This window comes from Pseudomonas sp. Marseille-P9899, from assembly GCF_903166565.1.
GTDB classification, from domain to species: Bacteria; Pseudomonadota; Gammaproteobacteria; order Pseudomonadales; family Pseudomonadaceae; genus Aquipseudomonas; species Aquipseudomonas huaxiensis.
In genome coordinates this window covers 63,509-79,025 of record NZ_CAESCG010000011.1, presented here as the reverse complement: position 1 = coordinate 79,025, position 15,517 = coordinate 63,509, and the positions used below count along the sequence as shown (strand labels likewise).

The following is a 15,517-nucleotide window of genomic DNA, read 5'->3' as shown; positions in this document are numbered from 1 at the left end:
TTTTGGCGCAAGAACGGCCGATTTCAGAAGAAAACGCACCCTATAAAGCCGTTTTTGTCGTGTGGTTTTACCCGCCAGACGAGTTGCACTTCTTTCATGAAGTTTTTGGGTTGCACTAGGTTGCACCCGGAATGCGGCACGGATAATCTTGGCGCCAGCTTAGCCACGGCCCAGTGGCAATAACGAGGATAAGAAATGGCGACGACCACCCTTGGGGTCAAACTCGACGACCCGACCCGTGAGCGACTCAAAGCAGCTGCGCAGTCCATCGACCGCACGCCGCATTGGTTGATCAAGCAAGCGATCTTCAATTACCTGGAGAAGCTGGAGGGTGGCGCTACCTTGACCGAACTCAACGGTCAGCCAGGCACACTTGCCGACGACGCGGGCGACGTGCAGCCCGATCATGCCCATCAGTGCTTCCTCGAATTCGCTGAAAGCATCCTGCCGCAGTCCGTACTGCGCGCCTCGATCACCTCCGCCTACCGCCGCCCCGAGCAGGAAGTGGTGCCGATGCTGCTGGAGCAGGCCCGCCTGCCAGCGTCGATGGCCGAAGCCACCAACAAGCTGGCTGCCGGCATCGCGGAAAAACTGCGTAACCAGAAAAGCGCCAGCGGCCGTGCCGGCATCGTCCAGGGTCTGTTGCAGGAGTTTTCCCTGTCGTCGCAGGAAGGCGTGGCACTGATGTGCCTGGCCGAAGCCCTGCTGCGCATTCCCGACAAAGGCACCCGCGACGCGCTGATCCGCGACAAGATCAGCACCGGCAACTGGCAGCCGCACCTGGGCAACAGCCCGTCGCTGTTCGTCAACGCCGCCACCTGGGGCCTGTTACTGACCGGCAAGCTGGTCTCGACCCACAACGAATCCGGCCTCACCTCGTCCCTCAGCCGCATCATCGGCAAGAGCGGCGAACCGATGATCCGCAAGGGCGTCGACATGGCCATGCGCCTGATGGGCGAGCAGTTCGTCACCGGCGAAACCATCGCCGAGGCCCTGGCCAACGCGAGCAAGTTCGAAGCCAAGGGCTTCCGCTATTCCTACGACATGCTCGGCGAAGCCGCACTGACCGAGCACGACGCGCAGAAGTACCTGGCGTCCTACGAGCAGGCCATCCACTCCATCGGCAAAGCCTCCCACGGCCGCGGCATCTATGAAGGCCCGGGCATCTCCATCAAGCTTTCCGCCCTGCACCCGCGTTACAGCCGCGCCCAGTACGAGCGCGTGATGGATGAGCTGTACCCACGCCTGCTGTCGCTGACCCTGCTGGCCAAGCAATACGACATCGGCCTGAACATCGACGCCGAGGAAGCGGACCGCCTGGAGCTGTCGCTGGATCTGCTCGAACGCCTGTGCTTCGAGCCGCAACTGAGCGGCTGGAACGGTATCGGCTTCGTCATCCAAGCGTACCAGAAGCGCTGCCCTTACGTGATCGACTACGTCATCGACCTCGCCCGCCGCAGCCGCCATCGCCTGATGATCCGCCTGGTGAAAGGCGCCTACTGGGACAGCGAGATCAAGCGCGCCCAGGTCGACGGACTGGAAGGCTATCCGGTCTACACCCGCAAGGTGTACACCGACGTTTCCTACATTGCCTGTGCACGCAAGCTGCTGTCGGTGCCGGAAGTCATCTACCCGCAGTTCGCCACCCACAACGCCCATACCCTGTCGGCCATCTACCATATCGCCGGCCAGAACTATTACCCAGGCCAGTACGAATTCCAGTGCCTGCACGGCATGGGTGAGCCGCTTTATGAACAAGTCGTAGGCAAGGTCGCCGATGGCAAGCTGAACCGTCCGTGCCGCGTGTACGCACCAGTCGGCACCCACGAAACCCTGCTGGCCTACCTGGTTCGCCGCCTGCTGGAAAACGGCGCCAACACCTCGTTCGTCAACCGCATCGCCGACCAGTCGATCTCGATCCAGGAACTGGTCGCCGACCCGGTCGCCACGATCGAACGCAGCGCCACCCAGGAAGGCAACGTCGGTCTGCCGCACCCGCGCATTCCCCTGCCGCGCGATCTGTACGGCAGCGAACGCGCCAACTCCAGCGGCATCGACATGGCCAACGAACACCGCCTGGCCTCGCTGTCCTGCGCACTGCTGGCCAGTGCCCACAACGCCTGGAAAGCCGCGCCGATGCTCGGCTGCGCTGCCAGTGAAGAAGCTGCCGTGGCAGTCCTCAACCCGGCCGACCACCGTGATGTGGTCGGGCATGTCCAGGAAGCCACTGTCGGCGACGTCGACAATGCCATCCAGTGCGCCCTCAATGCCGGGCCAATCTGGCAGGCGACGCCGCCGGCCGAGCGGGCCGCGATCCTTGAGCGCGCCGCCGACCTGATGGAAGCCGAGATCCAGCCGCTGATGGGCCTGCTGGTCCGCGAAGCGGGCAAGACCTACGCCAACGCCATCGCCGAAGTGCGCGAAGCCGTCGACTTCCTGCGCTACTACGCGGTGCAGGCACGCAACGACTTCAGCAACGACGCCCACCGCCCACTGGGCCCGGTGGTCTGCATCAGCCCGTGGAACTTCCCGCTGGCAATCTTCAGTGGCCAGGTGGCTGCCGCCCTTGCCGCCGGTAACCCGGTACTGGCCAAGCCGGCCGAACAAACCCCGCTGATCGCGGCCCAGGCCGTGCGTCTGCTGCTCGAAGCCGGTATTCCGGAAGGCGTGGTGCAACTGCTGCCGGGCCGCGGTGAAACCGTCGGTGCCCGCCTGGTGGGTGACGAGCGCGTCAAAGGCGTGATGTTCACCGGTTCCACCGAAGTTGCCCGCCTGCTGCAACGCAACGTCGCCGGCCGCCTGGATGCCCAGGGCCGTCCAATCCCGCTGATCGCCGAAACCGGCGGCCAGAACGCCATGATCGTCGATTCCTCGGCGCTGACCGAGCAGGTGGTGATCGACGTGGTGTCCTCGGCCTTCGACAGCGCCGGCCAGCGTTGCTCGGCCCTGCGCGTACTGTGCCTGCAGGAAGATTCCGCCGACCGCGTCATCGAAATGCTCAAAGGTGCCATGGCCGAAAGCCGCCTGGGCAACCCCGAGCGCCTGTCCGTGGACATCGGCCCGGTGATCGACGCCGAAGCCAAGGCCGGCATCGAGAAGCACATCCAGGCCCTGCGCGATAAAGGTCGCTCGGTGTATCAGGTGGCCATCGCCGACGGTACGGAAGCCAAGCGTGGCACCTTCGTCATGCCGACCCTGATCGAACTGGAAAGCCTCGACGAGCTGCAACGCGAGATCTTCGGTCCGGTCCTGCACGTGGTGCGCTACAACCGCAAAAACCTCGACCAGTTGATCGAACAGATCAACGCCTCCGGCTACGGCCTGACCCTCGGCGTGCACACCCGCATCGACGAGACCATCGCCAAGGTGATCGACAACGTCAACGCCGGTAACGTCTACGTCAACCGCAACATCGTGGGTGCCGTGGTCGGTGTGCAACCGTTCGGCGGCGAAGGTCTCTCCGGCACCGGCCCGAAAGCTGGCGGCCCGCTGTACCTGTACCGCCTGCTGTCGACCCGTCCGGCTGATGCCATCGAACAGTCGTTCCAGCGCAGCGATGCCGGCACCACGCCAGACAGCCGCATGCGTGAAAGCCTGCTCAAGCCGCTGGAAGCCTTCAAGGCCTGGGCCGCGAGCAGCCAGCAGAACGATCTGGTGCAACTCTGCGAACAGTTCGCCCGTCAGTCCCAGAGCGGCATCAGCCGTCTGCTGGCCGGCCCGACCGGCGAGCGCAACAGCTACACCATCCTGCCGCGCGAGCATGTGCTGTGCCTGGCCGACAGCGAAGCCGACCTGCTGACCCAACTGGCCGCGGTACTGGCCGTGGGCAGCTCGGCGGTAGTGGTCGACGGCGAGCCGGGCAAGTCCCTGCGCGCCCGCCTGCCGAAGGAAGTCCAGGCCCGCATCAAGCTGGTGGCGGACTGGAACAAGGATGAAGTGGCGTTCGATGCCGTCCTGCATCACGGCGACTCGGACCAACTGCGCGGCGTCTGCGAGCAGGTGGCCAAGCGTCCAGGCGCCATCGTCGGCGTGCATGGCCTGTCGTCGGGTGAAACCTCGGTGGCGCTGGAACGTCTGGTGATCGAGCGCGCGCTGAGCGTCAACACTGCGGCGGCGGGTGGTAACGCCAGTCTGATGACTATCGGCTGATAGCCAGAGGGAAACGAAGCGGGGCGGGTTTTGCGGACTCTATCGAGAGTGACGCGAAACCCGCCCCGTTTTGTTTTGGACGATCAACGGGAGCCAGTGCCGCTATCGGTAAGCGATCGATAAACTCATCGCAAACGCCATGAAAATAAACATCCAAAGAGTAACACCGAGCATCATCCAACCGTTGCCCGCTCTAGTGGAACGCGAGTTTGACTCCCCTAGGGGATCGCACTCGAGAACGTTTATAGCCCGCTGAATTCTGCACATGACCCAGAGGCTTGCTACCAACTGCAGTATCACTTCGATAACGAGTCTCACATCAAGCAGCGCGTCATGCTTCAACTCTCCTGTAGGCAAGGGAGTTAAAAGCCCTGAACACATGCTGATAGCCGTAATCAGCCACATCCCCATGCCCAGCAGCTTGGGTGACCAGCCGTACTGGATCTTCGATTGCATGAGGCTTTGATCGATTCGGTTGAGCAAGGGATAGATGAAAAACACCGCAAAAATGCTGCGAACCAAGGGGCTCACATCGTCTCCAGTAGCATTTTTGTAGTTAGCCCAATTCCGATAGAACCAATAAAAACCATAGAGCCCGGTTGTCAGGATCATCATATAGGTCAACTTCCTGATCGAAACCACGTAGAACGTTGGCTTTGATCGCTGCTGCGCGCCGCCTGAGATTGTGTTTGCTGACATGAAAAGGAAACCAGATAACCAAAGGACCGCCTATCAGATATGCATATTTCAAATATCTCTGTAGGCAGCATCTGAGTTCTCGGGAAGAAAAGTCGAAAGACTAAAAATCTGTCGCTCCGTGACTATGCGGTTTCTTCGAAAAATCCGCCGTCCTCACCAGGCAACCCACCCAGTACCAGCCAACCTGAACTGACGATCAATATCCAAAGCCAGTTGATCACCGTCAATTGCGCATTGCCCGCCCCTTCCGGATCGCCCTCGCAAAAGTTGATTGCGCGTTGAATCCTTCGCTGAAATAGATGGAACAGCATCACCGCCACCAGCCCGGCAGGCGCAAGCTCAGGCACCGGTAACATCACAATCCACAAGTAATAACCGGATATGCTCATCAGCAGCACACCAAAAGCCAACCACCATGGCGACCACCGATAGCAACGCCCCGACGCACGAATCCGCAGGTCCACCCGATACAGCAATGAATACAGAAAAAACTCAGGCGCCAGGATGCGGGGCAACAACATGACGCTTGCGCCTCCGGCGCTGCGATACAGATCCCAGTTGCGCAAATACCAGAACAGCCAATAAAGGCCGGAGGTGAAGAACGTCATGATGATGAGTTTGGGAACCGCAACCACGAAGAAGACGCGCTGGGCAGGCGTCTTGGTTGCCAGGGAAAGGTGGCTTGTGGACATGAGGAGGACCGTCGTATAGGAACGGCTCATCAAACCACCTGCGCACCCGTTGAGGCTGCCGGCCCGCTCTTGGGAAAGAGCGCGATTTTTCCGATGAGACAGGGGTTGCGGTACTACATCGATTACGCGCCAGAAGGTGCCACTTAGAATGTGGCTGATCTCTGGAAAGTGGTTAGCCTCACCTCAGGTGTTGGCCATTATGCGAACGCCATAGCCAGTAGAGACTCCCGCACTTGACAACTTCTGAGCCCACTATAAGGCTCAACCATAACGATGGATTGACGCCAGACAATAACAAAATTATCGGAATCGATGGAGCCATGACCAAGATTCGAAATGGAGTCTGGACCGCCGCCAAATATAGAGCAGCCTTTCTGCTTCGGTAAAACAAAACACAGCTGGCAACAATGGACACCTTAGCCGCCAGCCCTAGCCATATCAGTACCAATAACCAGCCTTCAGGATTGTGCAGAATAGCGAGTGTAGAATCGAGATCATACAAAATCGGAATACTGCCTTGACTAACGCAACTCACAATCCAGTAACAAATATAAAAAGCGTCCATACCACTCCAGAACAACAGGGTCAAACGCGCGAAACGGGGCATTGGTACTTTCACCTTTTTTACTTGAATATCTGATCAGCTATCACCGGACACCAGTGCCAAGGGTGCTTACTCCAGAGAGATAGCCCATCCGCTGCATGATTTCCGCCAGCGAAAACAGCAATATCTACCCTAAATAGCTCATCACCACGGCATCGAAAGCGCCCAAAATAAGGTGGGAGATTTCCTATTTTACCGGCCGCGGTGAAAGCGACCTAAATGCTGGGCATGCATCCATTCAGTCGGCAATCGCCACCTCGTCAGTGAGATTCGCATCCATCGCCCCGCACCATCACGCCAATCAATCATGGTGGTCTCCTGACTTAGCCACTCCTAGACTCGCCCCACGCCCGCCAAAGGACCGCCGCCATGACCGAAACCCTGCTCAGCGCCCGCAACCTCGCCTTCGAACTTTATGAAGTGCTCGATGCCGAGTCCCTGACCCGCCGCGAGCGTTTTGCCGAGCACAGTCGCGAGACGTTCGACGCGGCGTTGTCCACCGCACGCAGCATCGCCGAGAAGTATTTCGCGCCGCACAACCGCAAGGGCGACGAGAACGAGCCGCGCTACGAGAACGGTGAGGCGGTGCTGATTCCCGAGGTGAAGCCGGCGGTGGATGCGTTTCTCGAAGCGGGCTTCCTCAATGCCAACCGCGATTTCGAAGCCGGCGGCATGCAACTGCCGACCCTGCTCTCACAAGCCTGTTTCGCCCACTTCCAGGCAGCCAACGCCGGCACCACGGCATACCCGTTCCTGACCATGGGTGCGGCGAACCTGATCGAGAGTTTCGGCACCGAGGAGCAAAAGCGCCTGTTCCTGCAGCCGATGATCGACGGTCGCTTCTTCGGCACCATGGCGCTGACTGAACCGCACGCCGGCTCGTCCCTCGCCGATATCCGCACCCGCGCGGAGCCCGCCGGCGATGGCAGCTACCGGCTGCGAGGCAACAAGATTTTTATCTCCGGCGGCGATCACCCGCTGTCGGAAAACATCGTGCACATGGTCCTGGCCAAGCTGCCGGATGCGCCCGCCGGGGTGAAGGGCATTTCGCTGTTTATCGTGCCCAAGTTCCTGGTCAATCCGGACGGCAGCCTCGGGGGGCGTAACGATGTGACCCTCGCCGGCCTGTTCCACAAGATGGGCTGGCGCGGCACTACGTCCACCGCGCTGAACTTCGGCGATAACGGCAACTGTGTCGGTTATCTGGTGGGCAAGCCGCATCAGGGCCTGGCCTGCATGTTCCAGATGATGAACGAGGCACGGATCGGTGTCGGCATGGGCGCGGTAATGCTCGGTTACGCCGGCTACCTGTATTCCCTCGACTATGCCCGCCAGCGCCCGCAAGGCCGGCTGCCGGACAACAAAGACCCGTCCACCGCCGCAGTGCCGATCATTGCCCACAGCGATGTGAAGCGCATGCTGCTGACACAGAAAGCCTACGTGGAAGGCGCCTTCGACCTGGGCCTGTATGCCGCGCGGTTGTTCGACGACAGCCACACCGCCGACAGCCCCGAGGCACGCCAGCAGGCTCAGGAACTGCTGGACCTGCTCACGCCCATCGTCAAATCCTGGCCATCGGAGTTCTGCCTCAAGGCCAACGAACTGGCGATCCAGATTCTCGGCGGCCACGGCTACACCCGCGAATACCCGGTGGAGCAGTACTACCGCGACAACCGCCTGAACCCGATTCACGAAGGCACCCACGGCATCCAGTCCCTCGACCTGCTCGGGCGCAAGCTGGCGCAGAACGGCGGCGCCGGGCTCAAGCAACTGGTGCGGCTGATTGCCGGAACCTGCGAGCGTGCTCATCAGTTCCCGGACCTGGACAATCTGCGCCAGCCGCTGGAACAACTGCTGACCCGTCTGCAGGGCGTCACCCTCGGCCTGCTCGGCGACCTGGCGAGTGGCAAGGTCAACAGCGCCCTGGCCAACTCGGCGCTGTACCTGAAAGCCTTCGGCCACTGCGTGGTCGGCTGGCGCTGGCTGGAACAGGCGATCCATGCCGAACAGGGGCTGGCCGCCGGTAACCCGGCAGACCGCGACTTCTATCAAGGCAAATTGCAGGCGGCGAGGTTTTTCCTCACCTGGGAAGTACCGCCCTGCCATAATGACCTCGCATTGCTCGAGGCCCGCGATGACACCTGCCTGAGCATGCAAGACGAGTGGTTCTGAGGGGGAACCACCGGCACCCGGAGTTCCGCGCATGTTCGATTTCACCGCGCCGCTGCGCCAGCGCTTCGCAAGCCTGCGCTGCGGCGGCGAGTTTTTCTCCCTGCGCTATGTGCAGCAGTCCCAGCAGCACCTGTCGGTGCGCAAGAACATCGCCGAGCCGCCAAGCCTGGGCCGCGATGAAGGCGCCATGCTCACCGTGCGGGTCAGCGGCGTCGAGGCCTACGCCGCCACCGCCGACCTGTCCCAGGCCGGTCTGCAACAGGCCCTCGACCGCGCCGAAGCCCTGGCCCGACAGACCGCCGCTCACGCACTGCTGGACCTGCGCGATCAATCGATCGCCACCGCCCGCGCCGACTATTACTCACCCAACCTTGACCAGGCATTCCCGTCGCTGGGCGATTGCTATGACCTGCTCAATCAGGAATCGGCGGCGGTGCCGGCGGATGAGCGACTGGCCAACTGGCAGGTCAGCCTCGGCCTGACCACCGTCGAGCAGATCTACCTCAACAGTGCCGGCGCCGAGCTGCGCCAGGCCCAGCGCTTTATTTTCCCCGGCCTCAGCGTCACCGCATTCGGCGACGGCGACAGCCAGACCCGCACCCTCGGCCGCGAGAACTTCGGCCAGCAAGGCGGTCTCGACGTGATCCAGCGTTGCGGCCTGGTGGGCGCCGGCGCCCGGGTCGCCGATGAGGCGCTGCAACTGCTGCTGGCGCCCAACACCCCCAGCGGCGTGCGCGACCTGCTGCTGATGCCCGACCAGATGATGCTGCAGATCCACGAATCCATCGGCCACCCGCTGGAGATGGACCGCATCCTCGGCGACGAGCGCAACTACGCCGGCACCAGCTTCGTCAAAGCCAGCGACTTCGGCCATCTGCAATACGGTTCGAGCTTGCTCAACGTGACGTTCGACCCGGAAATCCGCGAAGAACTGGCCAGCTACGGCCATGACGACGACGGCACCCCGGCGCTCAAACAATTCCTGATCCGCGATGGCCTGCTGCTGCGCCCGCTCGGCGGCGCGCTGTCGCAGTTCCGCTCGGGCCTGGACGGCGTTGCCAACAGCCGCGCCTGCGGCTGGAACCGTGCACCCATCGACCGCATGGCCAACCTCAATATCGAGCCGGGGGACAAATCCCAGGCGCAACTGATCGGCGGTATCGAGCGCGGCATCCTGATGCGCACCAACCGCTCCTGGTCCATCGACGACGCGCGCAACAAGTTCCAGTTCGGCTGCGAGTGGGGCCAACTGATCGAAAACGGCGAGCTCAAGGGCGTGGTGAAAAACCCCAACTATCGCGGCATTTCCTCCGGTTTCTGGCGCAACCTCAGCGCCGTCGGCGACGACAGCACCTTCCAGGTACTGGGCACGCCGAACTGCGGCAAAGGCGAGCCGAACCAGGTAGTGCGGGTCGGTCACGCCTCGCCGGCCTGCGTGTTCAGCCAGATCGATGTATTCGGAGGAGACGCCTGATGGCCGCCAGCTTCCTGCAGAACTTCCAGGCGCTGGTCGCCTGGGTGCGTGACAACGTCAACGCGCCGGAGCAGTTCACCCTGAGCTACGCCGGCGAGCATTCGCAGTTCATCCGTTTCAACCATGCCAAGGTGCGTCAGGCCGGTGATGTGCACCAGTCCAGCGCCAGCCTGAAATTGATCGCCGAGGGCCGCCAGGCCGAGCTGAACCTGACCCTCAGCGGCGACGCCGACATCGACCGCCAACGTCTCGGCGAAGCCCTGGCCCAGTTGCGCCAGACGCTGCCGCTGATCCCGCCCGATCCGTACCTGCTGCTCAACGACAGCGCCTGGGAAAGCCACGATCAACAGGAACAGCCGCTGCCCGACAGCGCCAGCGTGCTGAAGCAGATCGAGGCCGGTGCCGGTGATCTCGACCTTGTCGGCATCTATGCCGCCGGGCCGATCTGTCGTGGGTTCGCCAGTTCGTCCGGGGCATTCGGCTGGCACCAGGCCAACAGCTTCAACTTCGACTGGAGCCTGTTCCACGCCAACGGCCAGGCGGTGAAAGCCAACTACGCCGGGCAGGTCTGGGACGACGAGCTGTTCGCCCGACGCCTGGCCCAGGCCCGCGAGCAACTCGACTACCTCGGCCGTCCGCTGAAAACCCTGGCGCCCGGTCAGTACCGCGCCTACCTCGCTCCCGCCGCCCTCGAAGAAATCGTCGGCATGCTCGGTTGGGGCGGCTTCTCGGCACAGTCGATCGCCAACAAGCGCAGCCCGCTGCAACGGCTGTACAGCGGCGATGCTGGCCTCAGCCCGATGGTGAGCCTGACGGAACAGGTCAGCGGCTCGCTCAGCCCGGCGTTTTCCGAGGAAGGCTACCCGCGCAGCGATCTGCGCCTGATCGACCAGGGTCGGTCCCTTGAACAACTGACCAACGCACGCAGCGCCGCCGAGTTCCAGCGCAAGGCCAATGGGGCCGAGCCGTGGGAATCGCCGAGTGCATTGAGCATGGCTGCTGGCAATCTGGCCGAGGCCGATGTGCTGGCGCAACTGGGCACCGGGCTGTACATCGGTAACCTCTGGTACCTGAACTACTCCGACCTGCCAGCGGCGCGGATGACTGGTCTTACCCGCTTCGCCTGCTTCTGGGTCGAAGACGGGCAAATCCAGGCGCCGGTCAGCACCATGCGCTTCGACGACAGCGTCTACAGTTTGCTGGGTTCGCAACTGGAAGCCCTGACCCGCGAGCGTGAGCTGATGCTGTCCACCAGCACCTATGGCCAGCGCCAGACCGGGTCGAATCATCTGCCGGGGGCGCTGGTCAAACGACTGACATTGACGTTGTGATTGTTGGGGCCGCTTTGCGGCCCTTCGCGACGGTTCGGCGCCCCGACGAGCTCGCTCCCACAAGGGGAATCGCGGGTGGCTCGCATGTTGTGGGAGCGAGCTTGTCGGGGCGCCGAACCGTCGCAAAAGACCGCAAAGCGGTCCCCAAGGCCGGCTAAGGATTACCCATGCCAGAACGCACTCCGCTGGACCCCGTCACCGCCCGCTGGATTCCCTGGGTGGTGGCGATCGCTTTCTTCATGCAGTCACTCGACGGCACCATCCTCAACACCGCCCTGCCGGCAATGGCCCGTGACCTGGCGGAAAACCCGCTGCGCATGCAGTCGGTGATCATCGCCTACATGCTCACCGTGGCCCTGCTGATTCCCGCCTCGGGCTGGCTCGCCGACCGCTTCGGTACCAAGCACATTTTCTTCGGCGCGATCCTGCTGTTCAGTATCGGCTCGCTGCTCTGCGCCCTGTCCAGCAGCCTCGGCATGCTGGTGGGCGCCCGCATCATCCAGGGCCTCGGCGGTGCGTTAATGCTGCCGGTCGGGCGACTTGTGGTGTTGCGTGCCTACCCGCGCTCGGAACTGGTGCGGATCATGAGTTTCATCACCATCCCCGGCATGCTCGGCCCGTTGCTCGGCCCGACCGTGGGCGGCTGGCTGGTGGAGATTTTCAGCTGGCACTGGATCTTCCTGCTCAACCTGCCGGTCGGCGTGATCGGCTGCTACGCGGTATGGAAGTACATCCCGGACCTGCGCGGCTCGGAACGCACCCGCTTCGACGGCGTCGGTTTCATCCTGTTCGGGCGGCGATGGTGCTGATCACCATCGCCATGGAAGGTTTGGGCGAGCTGCACCTGCCGCATCTGCGGGTGATGTTGCTGCTGTTCGCCGGCATGGCCTGCCTCGCCGCCTACTGGCTGCGCGCCGGCAGCGTCGACAATCCGCTGTTCTCGCCCAGCCTGTTCCGCACCCGGACCTTCTCGGTGGGCATTCTCGGCAACCTGTTCGCCCGCCTGGGCAGCGGCGCGCTGCCGTTCCTCGTACCGCTGTTGCTGCAAGTGGCGCTGGGCTACTCGCCGGCCGAAGCGGGGATGAGCATGATCCCGCTGGCGGCAGCGGCGATGCTGGCCAAGTCCATCGCCCGGCCGCTGATCGAGCGTTTCGGCTACCGCACCATCCTCACCGCCAACACCCTGCTGCTCGGGCTGATGCTGGCGAGCCTGGGCCTGGTCAACGAGCAGACGCCGCATGCCGTGCTGCTGGTCCAGCTTGGCCTGCTCGGGGCGATCAACTCCATGCAGTTCACCGCGATGAACACCGTGACCCTGATCGACCTCGACGACGCCAGCGCCAGCAGCGGCAACAGCCTGCTGTCGGTGGTCGCGCAACTGTCGCTGAGCCTGGGCGTGGCCTGCGCCGGCGCCCTGCTCGGCGGCTTCACCGCTGCCGGCAGCGCCGAGGGTGTGGAAACCACCCTGGGGGCGTTCCAGCTCACCTTCGTCACCATCGGGCTGATGGCGATGCTCGCTGCGGCGATCTTCCTGCAACTGGCGAAGACGGATGGACGGCGTGCGCCTCGTCAGGAAGCAGGGATCGAGCCTTAGGGCGAATGGCCATGAGGCTGGTACACTGCGCGACATTTTGTTTTGCAGGCCCGCCTCGTGACCACCATTGCCACCGCCTTCGCCACCTTGCCGCTGTCCAACGCCATGCTGGCCAACCTGGACGCCCTCGGCTATGCCGAGATGACCCCGATCCAGGCCCAGAGCCTGCCGGTCATCCTCAAAGGCATGGACCTGATTGCCCAGGCCAAGACCGGCAGTGGCAAGACCGCCGCCTTCGGCATCGGCCTGCTGAACCCGATCAACCCGCGCTATTTCGGCTGTCAGGCACTGGTCCTGTGCCCGACCCGCGAACTGGCCGACCAGGTTGCCAAGGAGCTGCGCCGCCTGGCCCGCTCCGAAGACAACATCAAGATCCTCACCCTGTGCGGTGGCGTCTCCCTCGGCCCGCAGATCGCTTCGCTGGAACACGGCGCGCACATCATCGTCGGCACGCCGGGCCGGGTGCAGCAGCACTTGAGCAAAGGCACCCTGGTGCTGGACGGGCTCAACACCCTGGTGCTGGACGAAGCCGACCGCATGCTCGACATGGGCTTCTACGACGCCATCGCCCAGATCATCGGGCAGACCCCCGAGCGCCGGCAGACCCTGCTGTTCTCCGCCACCTACCCGACTGGCATCAAACAACTGTCCGCCGCCTTCATGCGCAACCCGCAGCAGGTCAAGGTCGACACGCTGCACGCCGACAGCCAGATCGAGCAGCATTTCTACGAGGTCGATCCTGAAGACCGCATGAACGCGGTCACCCGTGTGCTGGGGCACTTCCGGCCGGAATCGTGCGTGGCGTTCTGCTTCACCAAGCAGCAGTGCCAGGAAGTGGTCGATCACCTGCAATCCAAAGGCATCTCCGCCGAAGCCCTGCATGGCGACCTGGAACAGCGCGACCGCGATCAGGTCCTGACCGTGTTCGCCAACCGCAGCCTCTCGGTGCTGGTAGCCACTGACGTGGCGGCCCGCGGCCTGGACATCGATGCGCTGGACATGGTGATCAACGTCGAGCTGGCCCGTGATGCCGAGATCCACGTGCACCGCGTCGGCCGTACCGGTCGCGCTGGCGAGAAGGGCCTGGCGGTCAGTCTGGTCGCGCCTGCCGAAGGCCACCGCGCCAAGGCCATCGAAGTGCTGCAAAAAGCCCCGCTGCGTTGGGAACAGCTCGACAGCCTCAAGGCCAAGGCCGGCGAACCGCTGGTGCCAGTGATGAGCACCCTGTGCATCGCTGCGGGCCGCAAGGACAAACTGCGTCCGGGCGACATCCTCGGTGCACTGACCGGCGATGCCGGGGTTCCGGGCAAACAGGTCGGCAAGATCGCCATCTTCGATTTCCAGGCCTATGTGGCAGTGGAGCGCGGCGTGGCCAAGCAGGCGCTGCAGCGGCTGAACAGCGGCAAGATCAAAGGTCGGTCGCTCAAGGTCCGGATCATCTAAACCACCCAGGACCTGATCGCGGGCAAGCTCGCTCCTGCAACGGCGAAGCTTGCACGATCCCTGTAGGAGCGAGCTTGCTCGCGATTTTCAGAGAACACCCATGCACTCCACCGATGTCATCATCATCGGCGCCGGCGCCGCCGGCCTGATGTGCGCCCGCACCGCCGCCCTGCGCGGCCGGCGGGTCGTGCTGCTGGACCACGCCAACAAACCGGGCAAGAAGATCCTCATGTCCGGCGGCGGCCGCTGCAACTTCACCAATATGTACACAGAGCCGGCCAACTTCCTCTCGCAGAACCCGCACTTCTGCAAGTCAGCCCTGGCCCGCTACACCCAGTGGGACTTCATCGAGATGGTCGCCAAGCACGGCGTGCCCTATCACGAGAAGAAACTCGGCCAGCTTTTCTGCGACAACAAGTCCAGCGACATCCTGCAGATGCTCCTCGACGAGTGCGACAACGCCGGCGCCACCCTGCGCATGGACACCCGCATCGAACACATCGAGAAACTGGAAACCGGCTACCTGCTGCAAACCAGCGCCGGTCCGTTCCAGTGCCAGTCGCTGGTGATCGCCACCGGCGGCCTGTCGATTCCGACCCTGGGCGCCACCGGCTTCGGCTACCAGGTGGCCCGCCAGTTCGGCCACAACGTGCTGCCGACCCGCGCCGGGCTGGTGCCGTTCACCATCACCGACCAGCTCAAGGCACTGTGCACCGAGCTATCCGGCACCTCGGTGGACTGCATCGCCAGTTGCAACGGCACAAGCTTCAGGGAAAACCTGCTGTTCACTCACCGCGGCCTCAGCGGCCCGGCGATCCTGCAGATTTCCTCGTTCTGGGAAGCCGGCGACACCGTCGAAATCAACCTGCTGCCAGACCACGACGCCCTGACCTGGCTGCAACAGCAACAGGCCGAACGGCCCAATAGCGAACTGAAGACCCTGCTCGGCGAAATCTTCACCAAGAAGATGGCCAACCTGCTGGCCGACCACTGGTTCGTCTCCAAACCGATGAAGCAGTACACCCCGGCGGAGTTGGCGCAGGTCGCGGAAAAACTGGGGAGCTGGCAGTTGGTTCCGGCCGGGACCGAGGGCTACCGCACCGCCGAAGTAACCCTCGGCGGCGTCGATACCCGCGAGGTGTCGTCCAAGACCATGGAGTCGCTGAAGAGCCCGGGGCTGTACTTTATCGGCGAAGTACTGGACGTCAGCGGCCACCTTGGCGGCTTCAATTTCCAGTGGGCTTGGGCCTGCGCTTACGCCGCTGCGCAGTTCGTCTGAAGTTCCGGCTAGAATCAGCTCCATCACGGAACACATTTTGCTGGTACGTGAACACCGCGACGGCTTTGCGTCGCGTTGAC

General features: G+C 63.0%; 8 protein-coding genes and 1 pseudogene. 7 read left to right on the top strand and 2 right to left on the bottom strand.

The window, feature by feature from the left end; genetic code table 11:
- The first annotated feature begins 195 nt into the window (after positions 1 to 195).
- A complete protein-coding gene (gene putA / locus HWV67_RS30430; protein WP_175653908.1) occupies positions 196 to 4,149 on the top strand; it encodes a trifunctional transcriptional regulator/proline dehydrogenase/L-glutamate gamma-semialdehyde dehydrogenase in 3,954 nt (1,317 codons plus the stop codon).
- A 102-nt stretch (positions 4,150 to 4,251) separates the two neighbouring features.
- On the opposite strand, the gene HWV67_RS30425 is transcribed toward putA, so the two are convergent.
- Together HWV67_RS30425 and HWV67_RS30420 are read right to left on the bottom strand one after the other, a co-directional pair.
- Entirely contained in the window at positions 4,252 to 4,764 is a 513-nt protein-coding gene (locus HWV67_RS30425) for a hypothetical protein (protein WP_175653907.1), read from the bottom strand.
- 206 nt (positions 4,765 to 4,970) lie between these two features.
- Positions 4,971 to 5,570 carry a hypothetical protein gene (locus tag HWV67_RS30420; RefSeq protein ID WP_175653906.1) on the bottom strand — a complete coding sequence of 200 codons (600 nt, stop codon included), beginning with the start codon at positions 5,568 to 5,570 and terminating at the stop codon, positions 4,971 to 4,973.
- Positions 5,571 to 6,513: 943 nt separating this feature from the next.
- Here HWV67_RS30420 and HWV67_RS30415 point away from each other — a divergent pair.
- The 6 genes and pseudogenes from HWV67_RS30415 (at position 6,514) to HWV67_RS30390 (ending at position 15,437) form a co-directional block, all read left to right on the top strand.
- Complete coding sequence (locus tag HWV67_RS30415) at positions 6,514 to 8,316, top strand: acyl-CoA dehydrogenase (protein ID WP_175653905.1); 1,803 nt, start codon at positions 6,514 to 6,516, stop codon at positions 8,314 to 8,316.
- Positions 8,317 to 8,347: 31 nt separating this feature from the next.
- Positions 8,348 to 9,790, top strand: coding sequence for a TldD/PmbA family protein (locus tag HWV67_RS30410; protein ID WP_175653904.1), 1,443 nt, complete (start codon positions 8,348 to 8,350; stop codon positions 9,788 to 9,790).
- A complete protein-coding gene (locus HWV67_RS30405; RefSeq protein ID WP_175653903.1) occupies positions 9,790 to 11,121 on the top strand; it encodes a TldD/PmbA family protein in 1,332 nt (443 codons plus the stop codon). The genes HWV67_RS30410 and HWV67_RS30405 overlap by 1 nt, the downstream gene beginning before the upstream one ends.
- Before the next feature lie 167 nt (positions 11,122 to 11,288).
- A pseudogene (gene mdtD, locus HWV67_RS30400) lies at positions 11,289 to 12,715 on the top strand (multidrug transporter subunit MdtD).
- A gap of 105 nt (positions 12,716 to 12,820) precedes the next feature.
- Entirely contained in the window at positions 12,821 to 14,158 is a 1,338-nt protein-coding gene (dbpA, locus tag HWV67_RS30395; RefSeq protein ID WP_256680253.1) for an ATP-dependent RNA helicase DbpA, read from the top strand.
- Between the two features lie 100 nt (positions 14,159 to 14,258).
- Positions 14,259 to 15,437: an NAD(P)/FAD-dependent oxidoreductase gene (locus HWV67_RS30390; RefSeq protein ID WP_175653901.1), complete on the top strand. Its 1,179-nt coding sequence runs from the start codon at positions 14,259 to 14,261 to the stop codon at positions 15,435 to 15,437.
- Positions 15,438 to 15,517 lie beyond the last annotated feature (80 nt).